Source organism: Priestia sp. USM5 (assembly GCF_058323215.1).
Window position 1 is genome coordinate 4,145,314 of the sequence record NZ_JBSGKN010000001.1, and the last position, 15,507, is coordinate 4,160,820.

Annotated in this window: 19 protein-coding genes and 2 riboswitches; of the genes, 6 read left to right on the plus strand and 13 right to left on the minus strand. The window is 36.6% G+C overall.

From position 1 onward, the window contains the following. Entirely contained in the window at positions 1-138 is a 138-nt protein-coding gene (locus ACWATA_RS21805; RefSeq protein ID WP_013055244.1) for a lmo0937 family membrane protein, read from the minus strand. A 187-nt stretch (positions 139-325) separates the two neighbouring features. Here ACWATA_RS21805 and ACWATA_RS21810 point away from each other — a divergent pair, with 187 nt between their 5' ends. Beyond that, positions 326-769, plus strand: a complete 444-nt coding sequence (locus tag ACWATA_RS21810) for a YfmQ family protein (RefSeq protein ID WP_328141200.1) — start codon at positions 326-328, stop codon at positions 767-769. Between the two features lie 574 nt (positions 770-1,343). Here ACWATA_RS21810 and ACWATA_RS21815 read toward each other — a convergent pair. The 5 genes from ACWATA_RS21815 to ACWATA_RS21835 all read right to left on the minus strand — a co-directional run bounded on the left by ACWATA_RS21815 (position 1,344) and on the right by ACWATA_RS21835 (position 5,903). Continuing rightward, positions 1,344-1,871: a GNAT family N-acetyltransferase gene (locus tag ACWATA_RS21815; RefSeq protein ID WP_049162817.1), complete on the minus strand. Its 528-nt coding sequence runs from the start codon at positions 1,869-1,871 to the stop codon at positions 1,344-1,346. A 69-nt stretch (positions 1,872-1,940) separates the two neighbouring features. Continuing rightward, entirely contained in the window at positions 1,941-3,482 is a 1,542-nt protein-coding gene (nikA, locus tag ACWATA_RS21820) for a nickel ABC transporter substrate-binding protein (protein ID WP_328141201.1), read from the minus strand. 144 nt (positions 3,483-3,626) lie between these two features. After that, a riboswitch (cobalamin riboswitch) is annotated at positions 3,627-3,817 on the minus strand. Positions 3,818-3,819: 2 nt separating this feature from the next. Further along, positions 3,820-4,824, minus strand: coding sequence for a cell division protein FtsZ (gene ftsZ / locus ACWATA_RS21825; protein ID WP_014461739.1), 1,005 nt, complete (start codon positions 4,822-4,824; stop codon positions 3,820-3,822). Positions 4,825-5,183: 359 nt separating this feature from the next. After that, positions 5,184-5,573: a tautomerase family protein gene (locus tag ACWATA_RS21830; protein WP_033580680.1), complete on the minus strand. Its 390-nt coding sequence runs from the start codon at positions 5,571-5,573 to the stop codon at positions 5,184-5,186. A gap of 171 nt (positions 5,574-5,744) precedes the next feature. Then, entirely contained in the window at positions 5,745-5,903 is a 159-nt protein-coding gene (locus ACWATA_RS21835; protein ID WP_165635927.1) for a hypothetical protein, read from the minus strand. A 260-nt stretch (positions 5,904-6,163) separates the two neighbouring features. Here ACWATA_RS21835 and ACWATA_RS21840 point away from each other — a divergent pair, with 260 nt between their 5' ends. After that, a complete protein-coding gene (locus ACWATA_RS21840) occupies positions 6,164-7,117 on the plus strand; it encodes a TRM11 family SAM-dependent methyltransferase (RefSeq protein ID WP_033580681.1) in 954 nt (317 codons plus the stop codon). Between the two features lie 37 nt (positions 7,118-7,154). Here ACWATA_RS21840 and rluF read toward each other — a convergent pair whose 3' ends face one another. Further along, positions 7,155-7,871, minus strand: a complete 717-nt coding sequence (rluF, locus tag ACWATA_RS21845) for a 23S rRNA pseudouridine(2604) synthase RluF (RefSeq protein ID WP_014461744.1) — start codon at positions 7,869-7,871, stop codon at positions 7,155-7,157. A gap of 276 nt (positions 7,872-8,147) precedes the next feature. Here rluF and ACWATA_RS21850 point away from each other — a divergent pair, with 276 nt between their 5' ends. Further along, positions 8,148-8,681, plus strand: a complete 534-nt coding sequence (locus ACWATA_RS21850; protein WP_268834003.1) for an MFS transporter — start codon at positions 8,148-8,150, stop codon at positions 8,679-8,681. 56 nt (positions 8,682-8,737) lie between these two features. Here the strand turns inward: ACWATA_RS21850 and ACWATA_RS21855 are convergent, their stop codons facing one another. The 4 genes from ACWATA_RS21855 to ACWATA_RS21870 form a co-directional block, all read right to left on the minus strand. Next, positions 8,738-9,085, minus strand: coding sequence for a hypothetical protein (locus ACWATA_RS21855; protein WP_028414339.1), 348 nt, complete (start codon positions 9,083-9,085; stop codon positions 8,738-8,740). A gap of 27 nt (positions 9,086-9,112) precedes the next feature. Next, positions 9,113-9,358: a hypothetical protein gene (locus ACWATA_RS21860; RefSeq protein WP_028414340.1), complete on the minus strand. Its 246-nt coding sequence runs from the start codon at positions 9,356-9,358 to the stop codon at positions 9,113-9,115. A gap of 69 nt (positions 9,359-9,427) precedes the next feature. Continuing rightward, a complete protein-coding gene (locus ACWATA_RS21865) occupies positions 9,428-9,877 on the minus strand; it encodes a hypothetical protein (protein WP_028414341.1) in 450 nt (149 codons plus the stop codon). Between the two features lie 435 nt (positions 9,878-10,312). Beyond that, positions 10,313-10,801, minus strand: coding sequence for a QueT transporter family protein (locus ACWATA_RS21870; RefSeq protein ID WP_028414342.1), 489 nt, complete (start codon positions 10,799-10,801; stop codon positions 10,313-10,315). 9 nt (positions 10,802-10,810) lie between these two features. Beyond that, positions 10,811-10,855, minus strand: a riboswitch (PreQ1 riboswitch). A gap of 195 nt (positions 10,856-11,050) precedes the next feature. On the opposite strand from ACWATA_RS21870, the gene ACWATA_RS21875 reads away from it, so the two are divergent. The 3 genes from ACWATA_RS21875 to ACWATA_RS21885 all read left to right on the plus strand — a co-directional run bounded on the left by ACWATA_RS21875 (position 11,051) and on the right by ACWATA_RS21885 (position 13,279). Next, the gene (locus tag ACWATA_RS21875) at positions 11,051-11,461 is read left to right on the plus strand and encodes an Lrp/AsnC family transcriptional regulator (protein WP_028414343.1); all 411 of its coding nucleotides are present in this window, start codon (positions 11,051-11,053) and stop codon (positions 11,459-11,461) included. 383 nt (positions 11,462-11,844) lie between these two features. Beyond that, positions 11,845-12,711 (plus strand): YitT family protein, encoded by an 867-nt coding sequence (locus ACWATA_RS21880; RefSeq protein WP_028414344.1) that lies wholly within the window; start codon positions 11,845-11,847, stop codon positions 12,709-12,711. Positions 12,712-13,060: 349 nt separating this feature from the next. Beyond that, positions 13,061-13,279 carry a hypothetical protein gene (locus ACWATA_RS21885; RefSeq protein WP_013055227.1) on the plus strand — a complete coding sequence of 73 codons (219 nt, stop codon included), beginning with the start codon at positions 13,061-13,063 and terminating at the stop codon, positions 13,277-13,279. A 243-nt stretch (positions 13,280-13,522) separates the two neighbouring features. Here ACWATA_RS21885 and ACWATA_RS21890 read toward each other — a convergent pair whose 3' ends face one another. Both ACWATA_RS21890 and ACWATA_RS21895 read right to left on the minus strand, forming a co-directional pair. After that, positions 13,523-14,311 (minus strand): 5-deoxy-glucuronate isomerase, encoded by a 789-nt coding sequence (locus ACWATA_RS21890; RefSeq protein WP_028414345.1) that lies wholly within the window; start codon positions 14,309-14,311, stop codon positions 13,523-13,525. 134 nt (positions 14,312-14,445) lie between these two features. Then, positions 14,446-15,471, minus strand: coding sequence for a LacI family DNA-binding transcriptional regulator (locus ACWATA_RS21895; RefSeq protein WP_033580685.1), 1,026 nt, complete (start codon positions 15,469-15,471; stop codon positions 14,446-14,448). Between the last annotated feature and the right edge of the window lie 36 nt (positions 15,472-15,507).

Here is a 15,507-nt window from a genome sequence, read left to right on the forward strand (position 1 = left end):
CTAAATTCGTTTCACAAGTTTTACGATCAGCACAATCACTGCAATGACAAGAAGAATGTGAATGATGCCGCCGCCAATATGAAAAACTAATCCTAATAACCAAAAAATAAATAAAAGTCCAATAATCGTCCACAACATAATTTTTTCTCCTTTTTTATATGTAGTATTTGTTATAATTTTATATTTCCCTAAATGTGCATAAATAAACGCATTTCATATACATCTTTTCACTAAAGAAGGTTCACATAATGTACAAAAAGCAATCATGTTCTCTGTGGTAAAATAAGTATGTAATCTTATTTAATTTAAGCGGAGATGATTAACTATGACATGGATTGTATTACTTTCCATCATTCTTGTAAGTGCACTCAAAATATTAATAACGTGTCTTCCAACTCCAGTGGTCAAATGGCTTATGACTAAATTTCAATTACACCCAACACTTGATGATCAAAACGCTACTGTCACAGTTGATGGGAAACATTTAGAAGGCAAAGACAAAATGCAAGTGATTGATTATTTTAATAAAGCAACATTTTTAAAACAATATTATGTCCATGAAGGAAATAAGGACTATTATAAACACCTAGAAGACAGTGAAACTCCACTTGTTATCGATACGAAAAAAGGGAAAAACGCTGTTCGACTATGCGTATATAGCTATCATGATCATGTCGACGTCGTGAAACAATATAAAAAGAAGATTATCGCCTACAGCCTTCTGTCTGATCACCTTCAAAAGCAGTCCATAACAGCTGACCTAGCTTAAACCAGTCGCCTACAAGGCGGCTTTTTTAGTTTTTAGGTTTAGTTTGAAGTTACCTTATTTAAAAATACCAAACTTTAACATTAATTCTAATGCTATAACATAAATTAATAGAATTTTCTAAATTTTTAAGAGGTGATGGATAATGCTTTCTTTGTTAGGGTTTGGAATGATTGCTACTTTTCTTTCTTTTCAAGTGGGCCTTTGGGACAACTATTATCATGACAATTACAGCCATTTTAACGAACGCTGTTTCCCTTTAGACTTCTACTATAAAAAAAGGAAGCCGACTACCATAAGGCAATCGGCTCACACATGTAGGATATTGATTTAACACTAACAAAGTACAACACAACACTAGTAATTATATAATATATTTCATTATTTTGAAAGCGATTTCATATATATTTTTAAAAATATTTTGTTACTTGTTTTTTATAGAAAAAAACCACGTTTCAGCCAATTCGAAACGTGGTTCTTTTCTGTAAGGACTTGCCCTACAGGCTATAAATGTAAGTTACGTTCATTATAGCATGAGCCCATATACAGATTCCATGGTAATTACTGTATGATCTCGTTACGTTACGACTCGTTGTATTTTTCTGTCCATGTGCAGCGTATTCCATGGTTCGTCCTGTTCAGCTAGCCTTTTGATAAAGCCTTGTGAAGCCCAAAAAGGAATAGCGCCAGGTAAGAAAGGATGAGTATGCAGATACAGCGTGTCATAAAAATGACTTTGGGCAAATTGTTCAACTGCTTTTAACAGCTGCTGTCCAATGCCTAGACGCCGGTACGCTGGATCGACATAGCATTTTACAACCTCAGCTGCAGTTCTATGTTCATATCGCTCTTTTAATGCATGAAACCGTCCATCGTAAGCGTATAAACCAATGGTTCCAATTACTTGTTGATTTTCCGTAACAGCTGCAAAAAAAGCAGCGTCTTTCGCTTGAACGTAATGTTCATTAAAATGAAGCAAATCCACAGGAAGCTGATTTTTTTCCAGCATAGGAAATAGCTCATTCCGCATATTCATGACAAACTGAATCACTTCAGCATCCTTTTCTTTTACTTCTTTAATTTGATACATTTGTACTTCTTGCACGTTTACTGTCACATCCTTTTAACGATCATTGTATACTTTTTCTTTTCTCTGCTTATGCTGCAATGTTAACTACGGCGTTACGTCTAAATGCTGAGTCAGCATATAATACTCGCTTGGATTTGTTGTCCAGTTTTTCACTTTTTGATTATAAGCAACAACAATGTTTGGATGTACAATCGATGACGTCAGCATTTTTCTATTAATCAAAGCGGTTGCTTGTTTGGCTAACTGATCTCGTTTTGCGTCATCTACTGTTGAATTTAACTGTTCTATCATTTTTGTTAGCGTATCATCATTAATCCGGCTGGCATTTAAACCACCGCCGGGCAAATAGTTCGTACTTAAATAATAGCTGGCATCTCCTCTAGGTGCTGTGATAAGGCTGTACAATGCTAAATCCCAATCATCTTTTGCCATTACATATTCATCGCTATCTTCAACTAGGTGAATCTTAATAGTAATTCCTAACTCTTTGGCATTAGACTGTATAAGCTGAGCAATTAAAGGCAGTTCTGGCAAAGAACTATATGTGACAAGAGAGAGCGATAGTGGCTTTCCATTTTTGATTGCTTTGTCATTTTTGATTTGATAGCCTGCTTTCTCTAAATATTTTTTAGCAGATGTCATACCTCTTTGCTCATTAGCAGTACTATCAGCAAAAGGTAATTGGGGTAAAAATGGACCTCGAGCCGCTGCCGCTTGATTGTTCATGATGCTGCTAACAATTTCTTTTCGGTTCAATAAGGTATCGATAGCTTTTCTTACATTTTCGTCTTTTAATGCGTCATTAGTTTGATTGTAAAGCAATAAATGGGTGCGCACACTAGGTACTCCACTTACTTTAAAAGACGGATCTGTTTGTAAAGTGCCCAAGCTTTCTAAAGGCGGGCGATAAATAATATCGGCTGTTCCAGATTGAAGAGCAGCAACTCGCGCATTAGCATCTTCGTTAAATCCAAAGATCGCACTTTTCAATTTCACTTTTCCACCCCAATAATTTTCATATCTTTCTAATTTTACTTGATTTCCTTGATCAAAAGACAAGACGCGAAATGGACCCGTACCAATGGGCTTCTTAGCTATATTAGAAGCATCAACATCTATAATAGCTGTATTTGGATGCACTAATTCAGAAGGAAATTTAGGCATTGTTTCTTTTAATGTAATTGTCAGCGCATGACTGTTCGCTTTCATTTCTTTAATATTTAAAGCGTTTTTCATCGCATAACTTTGGTCTATCGTTCTTTGAAGAGAAGACTTAACGGCATTTGCATTCAGCGCTTTTCCATTTTGAAACGTGATGTTCTTTCTTATCATAAATGTCCATGTAAGGCCGTTATCTTTCGTTTCCCACTTTTCAGCAAGCCAAGGCTTTATTTTTAAATCGTCGTTGATTTTAACAAGCGTCTCCCCTACTCCCCCACGAACTGCTGTATAATTATCGTCCGTATGAGGATCAAGCGTTGCAGATGTAAAATTAAATAAAAACGTCACACTTTTATCCGTTTTCTTTCTTTCTTTTATACTTACGCTCTCTTCATTAGGAGCGCAAGCAGTGAGGCAAAGTAACACGAGAAATATCATAGATACAAGTTTTTTATTATTTATCATTCATTTTTCCACCTTCTATTTTAATACACAAAAAAAAGCACTTCTAAAAAGAAGTGCTTGCCTTCACAACAAATTCAGATAAACGTATCCCTTGTTTATCGTATTTTTGATTCTGCCAAAACACCTCCCTATCCTCGTAGGTTATTGTGTGCTGCGATTTATGGCAGGTCTCCTGGCTTCAAGTCATTGCCTTATACCGCCTTCCCGTCTCTAAATAGACAGTGGCTTTTTGACATAAGGCTCCTTGTTACAGTGGCGGGACCGCTCCGGATTTTCACCGGATTCCCTTTTAAGGCAATTGAAAAACAATTGCCACCATAAAAGCTGGTTATTTAATTTAGTAGCGTGCTCTTGAAACTCTAGAAGTGGAAGCTGATGGTGAAATATCTTCATCATCAAATCCAGTGGCAATAACGGTTACCATCATTTCGTCCTTTAAATCTTCATTAATCACAGATCCAAAAATCATATTTAAGTCCTGATCAGAAGCGGACGTGACAATATCTGCTGCTTCCTGTACTTCGTAAAGACTCAGGCTGCTGCCGCTCGTAATGTTCAGCAGCACGCCTCTTGCTCCATCAATCGATGCATCTAGCAGCGGACTAGAAATCGCTTTTTTCGCTGCTTCAATTGCTCGATCTGATCCCGAAGCTCGTCCGATACCCATAAGCGCAAATCCTTGATTAGACATAATTGTTTTTACATCAGCAAAGTCAAGGTTAATCAGCCCCGGAACAGCGATTAAATCTGAAATACCTTGAATACCTTGGCGAAGAACATTATCTGCTTCACGGAATGCTTCAAGCATAGGTGTCTTTTTATCAACGATTTCAAGCAAGCGGTCGTTTGGAATGACAATAAGGGTATCTACCGATTCATTCATCGCAGTAATACCGCCTACTGCTTGCTTGGTACGTTTATTTCCTTCAAACTTGAAAGGGCGAGTAACTACTCCAATTGTTAAAGCATTTAGTTCACGGGCAATTTGGGCAATAACCGGAGCTGCTCCAGTACCAGTGCCTCCCCCCATGCCAGCTGTTACGAATACCATATCTGCGCCTTGCAGTACTTCTTGAATTTGCTCTCTGCTTTCTTCTGCAGCTTCTCTTCCTACTTCTGGATTAGCTCCTGCACCTAATCCTCGCGTTAATGCCGCACCAATCTGCATTTTCACATCTGCTTTAGATAAATTAAGCGCCTGAGCATCCGTATTAACGGCGATAAATTCTACCCCTTGTACACCATGTTCAATCATACGGTTAACGGTGTTATTTCCTCCACCGCCGACTCCAATTACTTTAATTCGCACTAATGGCGATACATCTGCATCAAATCCAAACATTCTAAGTTCCTCCTCAATGATCAAAATTACTTTCTCTTATTATCCGAAAAAACACGTGAAGAACCTTTTACTCCTATGTTTAACGCGTAACTGTTCTTTTGTTTTACAGATTTTATACATTTCTCTTTTAACCTTTAAATCTTTACATCTTTATGTAAAATTATTGTTGTTCTGAAGTTAGTACGCCGAACTCTTTTTTGGTTTTCCCACTCAAAACGGCATATAAGCTTATTGTATCATTCATTTGACAGATGTCTGTATTTAATTTTGAGTAAGATGTGACTAAGAGAATAATATTTTTATAGACAAAATGAGAAAAAGCCCTTAGAAATAAGGGCTTCTCTAGATAATAAACCATTTTATAATTTCCCAGTTAAGAATTGAGCTTCTCCCATACCAAAGCTCCAGTCAGCATTACCGTTTTCAACAATTGAAATCATAATGTCGCTTGGCTGAATTCCGCAGCTTTCTCCCAGCTCTTTTACAATTAATTTGTAAAGAGCTTGTTTTTGCTCTTCTGTTCGCTGTTTGCTCGTCACACTTATAATAACCAAATCCTTGCTTCTCTCAAAGCCAAGACCTGTATCTTCAATAATCATTTCATGAGCAGGATGCTGATGTACAATTTGATAACGATCGCGTTCTGGGACGCCAAAGGCTTCTAGCATCGCTCGATGAGTAGCGTCTAGTAATGCTTTTAACTCTTTTTCGTCTCTTCCTTCTATTACATCAAATCTAAGTAATGGCATACTAAGTAACCTCCAGCTTTTTGTCTAATGTATTATTGCTTTATCATATCACAACTATCATTTGTAAAAAAAAGATATGCTATTCACAATGTGCTCTCTAGTGAAAGAGACCTCAAACTCTTCAATAAAAGCTGAACCTAATAAAAAGAAATGAGCAGCATAACGACCGACTCATTTCATTAGTACAAAAATATTTATAATAAGAGCTAAAATACATGCAGATACAATGGCAATGAGTACGTTCATCACAAGGTTTTGCGAGGATGTTTTAGCTTGTTTTTTCATATCAGCCCGACTCATCTGTTGCTTTTCATGATCACTTTTAGACATCACGTAGCCTCTCCTATTCATCAAAATGTCAGCAGTGTATAAATGATTTTTGAGAAACCTTGATCCAGTTCTTTTGTATAAACAGCAGCACATGCAGGTTATCATCAGTTATTTTAGCATGTTTTGTCAAATAAGTGGACTATGTAGCGCTTCAATTTAGTATTCACAGCCAAATATATTTAAATTCGTTGCTTTTCTCTTCTTTTCTCGCTATTGTTTGAGAAGAAGGATAATTAGATACGATAAAGGATGATACGATATTGAATAACCATACGCAGCTGCCTCAGTATATCTACACATACGCATGCAGCGAAGAGGAACTCTCACTATGTCAATTAGAGAGACGCTCTCTTTTTGAAATTGAAACTGAGAAACCTATCATAAGAAGCGCCGTTAAACTTGATCCAAGCAGAAGCCCTTTTATCAAAGAGCGATTAGATATTATGTATGAATCAGATGACCTTGCAGATATTTGCAAACAAGTAGAAGATATTGACCTTGGAGATCAAACATTTAAACTCATTTTTATGAAAATTAATGACTTGGAAAAAGATCAAAAAATAAGCTATAAAGGTCAGCGTGCGATTGAACGTGATGTGGGTTGGCATTTTGTAGCAGAAGCAGACTTGCATAACCCTGACCATTTGTTTGGAATTGTTCCATTTGAAGGACGCTGGTATTTTGGAAAATATCAAAAAAGCGAAGCTGTATGGCTGCATCATTTGAAGAAACCGCGTGAATACTCTACGGCACTCAGTACCCGCCTTGCAAGAGCTGTAGCTAACATTGCCGTTCCAAAGCCTGAAGGAATCAAAGCGATTGATCCATGCTGTGGTATTGGTACAGTCCTCGTAGAAGCTCTTTCAATGGGCATTGATATTGTAGGACGCGATATCAACCCACTTGTGACCGACGGATCTCGTGAAAATATTGCGCATTTCGGCTTAAAGGGTGATGTCAAAACCGGACCGATTTCGGATGTTACCACTCACTATGACGTAGCGATCATCGACATGCCTTACAATCTCTACACCCACGCGACGCCTGAAGATCAGCTTTCTATTTTAAAACACGCTCGCCGCTTTGCGGATAAAGTAGTCGTGATTACAGTAGACACGATTGACCATATGATTCATGAAGCTGGCTTTTCTATTTCAGATCGCTGCGTAGCGCGCAAAAGCGTATTTTCTAGACAAGTAGTTGTATGCGAATAAAAAAAGACACCAGTCTAACAGGCTGGTGTCTTTTGATTTACCACTCTTTAGGTTCATAGTCTAATTCTTTGAATAGCTGCGTACGCTCTTTTTTCGTTAAATCTCTCCATTGCCCAACAGGCAAGTTGTTTAAGTGAATATTCATAATACGCGTACGCTGAAGGCGGTACACTTCATATCCGAGCACTTCACACATACGGCGAATTTGACGATTTAAGCCCTGTGTTAAAATAATTTGAAACTCGTACTTAGACAGCTGTGTCACTTTACAAGGAAGCGTTTTTGTACCTAAAATTTTTACTCCCTCAGACATGTTTTTGATAAACTCGGGTGTAATCGGCTTATCTACTGCAACAATATATTCTTTTTCATGCTTGTTTTCTGCACGTAAAATTTCGTTAATAATATCGCCGTCATTTGTAAGTAAAATTAAGCCGTCTGAATCCTTATCTAGTCGTCCGACATGATGAATACGCAAAGGGTGATTGACTAAGTCAATGATGTTTCCCTTTACTTTTTTCTCACTCGTACTTGTAATGCCGACTGGTTTATTAAGTGCAATATATACATTATTTCGAGCAATCCGAAGCTGTTGGCCACTTACTCGAATATCATCGCCAGGCTTAACTTGATCTCCGATTTTTGCAACCTTTCCATTAACGGTTACTCTTCCTTCACTAATTAACTTATCTGCCCCGCGTCTTGACGCTTTGCCAGATTCGCTAATAAATTTATTCAGTCTCAGGTGAATCACAACCTTACATTTAAAAATTTTAAAATTTGTCTCTTCTATTAGAAACCGATATGTGTCAATTTCTATACCGTCCCTATCGTAACATGCTATACGCTTCTCGTCTTCTTTTAATTTCATTACTTGACTATATTTTTTTAACAGAAATAAAAGGATAGCCTCAAAATACTTTGTAACCTTATTCTTAACATTTCAAGCAATGCTTACACCTGTCAAACCAACGTCAATCTTCACTCCTATACAAGACATAGACGTCTGGATTGACTGATCAGTATAGAGTTGCTACCATCAGGTTTTCTTATGCTTCCAGGAGGAGTAACGCTGGCTCTGACAGCTATGGTCGGAGGACATTTGTTCGATAAAATTGGATTTAAGCCGCTGCTTTTAACAAGTTTAATTCTTTTAACGTTTATTTTAAGTTTGTTCACTACCATTTCAAGCGAAACAACTACGATGACTGCAGCTATTTTATACGCTGCCTTTACAATTGGCGTAGGTTTAAGCATAGGGCCCGTGATGACGCTTGCTTTAAATCAAGTACCTAAACCTCTTCACGCTCACGGTTCAGCCATTTCAAATACGATTAACCAAGTTGCAGGCGCGATTGGACCAGCTTTGTATACAAGTATTATGACTATGGCTTCTCAGCACTTTATTCAACAATCAAATGAAGCGAATAAAACGCTGTTGCAAATAAAAAGTATGACAAGCGGGGTCCATACCGTCTATTATGTAGCCATCGCTTTCGCTATCGTTTCGTTCCTGCTCACTCTTACGTTAAAGAAAAAAGACCAGCAGCTGGAGACGCAATAAATAAGAAACTAACGAGAGCTGCTCAAGTCATGAGCAGCTCTTGTTACATGCCGAATTTATATTACAAATGTAAAAGCAATCATAGATACTATGAAAGCAAGAATAATAATACCTCTCTTTTTTTCTGTTTTCCATGCTTCAATAGCGCCCGCGATACCACCAATGACTAAAATAAAAGTACCTATAATGTGCAGAGGCAGCAGCGATAATACTCTACCTAAACTCGCCATCACTCCTCCAATCAATATAAAGCCTGTTGTTATAATCGATTTTAATGATGTTAAGTCTCGTATAGCTTCTTGTTTTTCAGTCTTACTCAGTTTAAAGTACTCTATTATACTAAAAGCAGCGGGTGTTCCCCATAAAATAAAGAAGCTAACTAATCTATCCGTGTCTACATTCACTGTTTATTCACCACCGCTATTAGTTTCTTATACACTTTTCCTAACCCATTTTTTAGAGATAAAAAAAGCGGCTGTAGCTGCTACAGCGGGAATCATAAAAGCAAAGCTACCAGAATAACTGCCAAACGTTACTTTACTTGATAATCCTTCGATTGAGCTCCACATAGTCGAACTTTCTGGAACATATAAGAGCGTAAGAATCATTCCTGATAGCAGTTGAAAGCTACCCAAGAAAACGATGAAACTAATGATAAATAGTCCATATCTCTTCAATAAAATCTCTCCCTTGATTTATATACGATTTCACGCTTCATAAGTTCCATCATTTAACAAATCCATGTATTATTCTCGCTTCAAAGATCCTCCAAAAGAAAATTGATGGTAGTCATCGATCTTATTCCAATATCCTATGCATTTTACGTCAGGCTCATCAATAGCTAACGCTTCTTTATTAATTCCTTTATAAGGAAGAAATGCAGTCAACTTTACCTTTTGTTTTGGCTTAATATTTAACTTATTGCCTTCTGCTAACACCTTAAATTTATTTTCAGAATAACCGTTTTTTATTTTTAGTGGATACGATAAAAATACGTCGTTTTGTTTGATGGTCAAATCGCTCTTGTTTACGAATTCCAATTCATACGAAATCCCTTGCTTCATCTTTTGTTCTTTGATGACGTTAATATGGATTTTTTCTAGTTCTCTTAAAGGAACGTTGTCTTCTTCTTTTGAACACCCGGCAAATAAGATAGCTAACACTAATAAAACAAGAATTCCTAACTTTCTATTCAAAAAATAATCCCCTCTCTCGTAACAAAGATTATTTTACAATTATAACTCAAAAAAGTTATTTAATGGTAAAAATACACAATTAAAAAAGCAAACCTTGTCGGTCTGCTTTTTTAATTGCTACGCATAGGTAATGTGTTGTTGTGCGAAAAACTTTTCGATAAGGAGTTTGCCAACTATATGTATATCGTAACAAAAGAAAAAAGAACACGCTGTGAGATTTGTCACTTCTTCTTTCAAAATAATCTAATTGAATACTCGCTATTGCGTTACGCAAAAAGAGCAGAACGCAATAGCGACCTGCTCTTTTTACATGCTAGATATGGGTAATTTGTCCATGCGTGAAAAGCTCTTCAATAATAAGGGGTTTATCACTACACTTATAGAATAACAAAGAAAAAAAGATGCGGCTGTGAGATTTATCACAGCCGCATCTTTTTATCCAACTAGCTTATTAAATTGTACACGTTTATTAATTGCCGCCATAATTGGTGCTCCAACAAGCATAACCACAAACTCACCAACAGCTGTTGTTAACCATGTAAAGAAAAATGGTAAATCAAATGCTAGGTGCAGTTCAAACGCAATAATAAACATCGTAAACGTAAACACAAGTGTATTAATAAGCATACGAGCCCACATATTTTTAATGTAGCGCATAGAAAAAATGGTAATGAGTAATGATAGTACAGATTGTCCTACCCCAAACACCAGATCATAAGCGACCATTGGTGAAAAAAACAAATTCGTCAGAAATACCCCTAGTACAATGCCGTACACGTACTTTTTATTAAATACAATCAAATGATTGAACATTTCTGATATACGAAATTGGATATTGGTGAAGCCAAACGGCTGAATTAACATGCTAACAGCAATATACATAGCTGCTAAAAGACCGTTGACGCAAAGTGTTCTTATATTCATCTTACTATTCTCTCCTTAGTTTTTTAACGTGGGATGGTTACGAACCACGTAAACACTCAAAGAATCATACAGCAAGCTTAAGCTTTCGTCAATCTAGCTGTTTGCAAACTACTGCTGCTTTCATGTCTTCCATATTGACTGCTCTTTTTTCTTACTTTTCTTTAGTATAAAATAGAAGACGTATCCGTATACATAGGTGACATAAAGTAGTTAACCCTTTTGATTTGAAATACGAAAGGATTTGTAGCGATGTTAGATAATACAGATAAGCGCATACTAGAAGAGCTATCAAAAAATGGACGTATGAAGATGAAAGAATTAGGAGAAAAAGTGCATTTAACCGGACAAGCCGCTTCTGCTAGAGTATTAAAGTTAGAAGATGAAGGCATTATCAAAGGCTATACAATTAACATTGATGAACGAAAACTTGGCTACACCGTCCATGCATTTTTAAATATCTATACGCAGAGCATTCATCACCACCCCTACCTTACATTTGTAGAAAGTCAGAAGAAGTACGTCATCAACAACTTTAAAATCAGCGGCGATGGCTGCTACTTACTAGAATGTAAATTTCATTCGAATGAAGAATTAAATGATTTTTTGACAGAGCTAAATCAGCATGTGAATTACAAACTTTCAATCGTCATTAACAAATAAATTTTTTTAAAAAATAAAGGTATATTAATTTATGAAAATGGTAATCCTAATAACGTATTCCCCCTATTCCAATAAATTTGAAAATCCTTTGCGCCGTCGCAAAGGATTCTTTTTTCATGTAGGAAACCGCCTTCTATTTTTTGAAAAGTTGAACATCTCTCATAGCGTTGACATAGCGGTCAGAGGTTTATATAATCGGTGACATCGAAGCATAGAAAAGCAGACTCAAGACATTATACACGTATCGTAATTCTTCGTCTTAGAAGTTGATCAGTTTTATAACTAGACAATTTCTAAGACGTTTTTTATTTTATCATTTGTGAAACACTAGTAAAAACAAGATTCCACGCAAAAATATCCTAATGATCAGGGAGGTTTGCATATTGAAAACAATCTATAAAGACATCATTTTAATTATTGCCGGAGCGCTTTTAGTTGCTGCATCCATTGATTTTTTTGTCATTCCAAATAAATTAGGTGACGGAAGTACGGTTGGTATTGCTCTTGTTTTATATTATTTATTTCATATCCCTACAAGTATCAGCACATTTCTTGTGAACCTTGTATTCATTGCCTTAGCTTATAAATTTCTAACTAAAAAAACGATTCTCTATACGATTCTAGGAGCTGTCATGACGTCCGTTTTCTTAGGTCTGGTCAGCTATATTCCTTTTCACGTTCACGACATGATTTTAGGAATTGTATTCGGGGCTTTACTAATGGGAACAGGACTGGCACTCATTTTTATCGCGGATGGATCTACCGGCGGCACAACTCTTTTAGCTTATTTATTAAACTACACAAAAGGCTACAATATCTCGAAAAGCATGTTCTACATGGACAGCGTCATTATTTTAGCATCGGTTTTTGCTATTGGCGTCAACAATACCCTCTATACTTTTATATTCGTCTATCTTTGTGCTAAAATCGTCGATGTTGTTATCGAAGGTTTCCACAACAAAAAAGCAATGACGATTATGTCTGATCAGTACAAAGACATTGCGCAAGTTATCACCAGTGAATTTGGAAATGCAGCTACCATCTTTTATGGATATGGCTACTACGCCAACAAAGATAAACGCATTATCTACGTTGTTATTAAAAAGAACGAGTTATTAAAAATTAAAAAGAAAATCCAGCAAATTGACCCGAATTCTTTTATTGTCATCCACGAAGTAAAAGAAGTTGTCGGCGGAAAATTTGGATTTATCGGCAATTCGCCTCATGAAACAAAAGCCGCTGCTAAATAAAAAAATCCACCTCTTGGTGGATTTTTTTATGAAAAAACCGTTAAGAAAAACGAAAAGATCCCTGCTAAAAAGTAAACTGACCCTAACGCAATTGCTCCTGTAACGACCGTAAATACACTTAATCCGATAGCCACCTTCATTTTCATCCACATCCCTTTTTAGATTAGTAGTATAAGTATGTCCAAGAATAGAAGATTTATAACTATGCCACCCTATTTATTTCATATATCGATGCAACAATTGTCTATTCAATGTGTTCTAAAACCACCCCTGGCGGCATAATGTATAGGAAGGATTTCATATACACATCTTTGTATCACACATATCATATGAAATTAGGTGAGATAAAATGGTGGCTGTCCACTTTTTTGAAAACAGAAAGCTTCTATTAAGCCAGCTGAGGGAAAACATTCCTTCTACGGGTGATGATTTAAAGATTAAGGGACGAAAAGGAACCGTCGTGCTTGTGAATGACATCGATGAAAAAAATGTTCACGTGGAAGTTGCTTTAGAAAAAGTAGTGAAAAAGAACTTAGCGTTAGATAATGCTAAAAAGAAAAGGAGATAAGCGGCTACGCTTATCTCCTTTTTTTGATTGACATACGATCTCTTGCTTCTGTTTAGAAAAAAAAGAGACTCCTAAAAAAGGAATCTGCCAAAAAGAGCGATATCATCGCCTGAATATTAATACAAGCTATACTTTAACATATAAAAACATATTTTACAAAAATAAACTATTATTTTACGCATAATTATTTTTTTATTCGAGGCTTTTCAACATTTGAAACCCATTTCGTATAAAGAGTTTTATTTATTTTTCAGGCCAAATTTTTGCATCCGGCTCTAATAACCACTTATGCTCTTCTTCCATAATACGGTCTGTCCATGGATTATTGTCAAGATGGCGAATCATCCAGCAGAAGTACATCGCATAGCCGGGAGCCGTTGCTTGAGGATGATCTAATTCACCTGGAATTGTAATAAAACTATTATCAACTACACGGTATGCATCTTCTCCAACCATTGCACAGCCAAATCCTTGCGGCTTGTCAAAACGATAGTAATATACTTCAGGCTGATCATGATGATGAGGCGGATAGCTCGACCATCTTCCTGGATAAGAAATAACTTCTCCAATAACAAGGTTAGAATAAGGAGCGTTATTATAATCAAAGATTGTCCGAATGACACGCTGAGCGGTACCTTCCCATACTCCTTCACCAGCTACTGTATTTTGACAGTCTTCAGGCGTATATAATTTTGATGAAAATTCTTTTTCATTATCCGTTTTTTGAACTAGTACTTCACTATTGGCAAGCGCGGTAATTTTAACCTCCACATTTTTCGAAACGTGCAAACACCAAGGCTCTTCTTCAAAAAGAGACTCACGCTGAATTTCTTTCGAATGTCCTTCCCACTCTAGCTTTACCTTTCCTTCTAGTAAAAGAATAGCCGTTTCATTGTTGCTGTCTAGCAAGGTTTCCTCTTTTCCTTGAGACATATTATAAATCCCAATATCCATCAGCATATCTTTGTGCTGACCGGCCATTTCTGTAAGTACGTTGTATCCTTTATTTAATTCACCTAATTTACCTAGCATGTTTAACTTCCTCCTTTATGTAGTAGCACAATCAGAATTTACTAATCACTCATTTTTTCTTCATAGACTTTATACATTCTTTTGAATATGTGACTGTGAAGAGTTTTTATTAACAGCAATACTCTTGATTGTATTCAATTATTTGCAGATGCTGTGGCGTTTCTTCGTAACGGAGCCGTCGATTTCCGGACAATCAATTTCGGCTCAAGAAGTAAATGTTCTTTATGCATCGTTGAGTATTCCATTTCTCTAACCAGCAAATCCACTACGTTTACAGCCATTTCTTTTGTCGGTTGTGCTACCGTCGTCAACATGGGCGTGATGGTAGTAGAAAGGACGGTATTATCAAAGCCAATCACTGATAAGTCATTCGGCACATCAATGTTGAATTCTTTTGCCGCTTGTATGACGCCAATAGCCAGTAAATCGTTACAAGCAAAAATAGCCGTCACTTTCTCCTTCATTAAAAAAATTTGCTTAGCACTTTCATATCCTTTTTGAATACTTGCTTCGGTCGTAATAACGTGCTGAGGTAACACAGTGATTCCATTTTCTTGCATGGCATCTCGAAAAGCATCTAAACGGGCGTGATTACTTTTTGCATTTTCTGTAATAATCGCAATTTTTTTATGATGCAAAGATAGCAAATAATCAGTCGCCAAATAGCTTCCCTTATAGTCATCCACTGTCACTGTATTAACAGATATGTGAGGGATTTCTGAAGCAATAACGCTAATGGGTATATCTTGCTTCAGCATATTTTTTAAAAGATTAGCATTGCGAAAAGCAGATGCTACAATTAAACCGTCGATTCTCTGACGAATTAACAGCGATAGATATTTTTTCTCTTTTTCCGCATCGTTATCGGTATTACACATTACAACATGGAAACCTCGCTCATGACTTCGGTCTTCTATGCTTCTTGCCAAATCGGCAAAAAAAGGGTTGGAGATGTCGGGTACGAGAAGCCCAATCGTTTTAGTAGGCTTTCCTGTTAAAGCAGATGCTACGACGCTTGGATGGTAATTCAACTGCCCCATAACCTCAATTACTTTTTGTCTTGTTCTTTCACTAATGTGACCGGTTTGATTGATAACTTTTGATACGGTGGAAATTGATACACCTGCTTCTTCAGCCACACTATAGATGGTTGGCTTCATTTCATCTCCTCCTTTCCTTTCATAAACATATAAAAG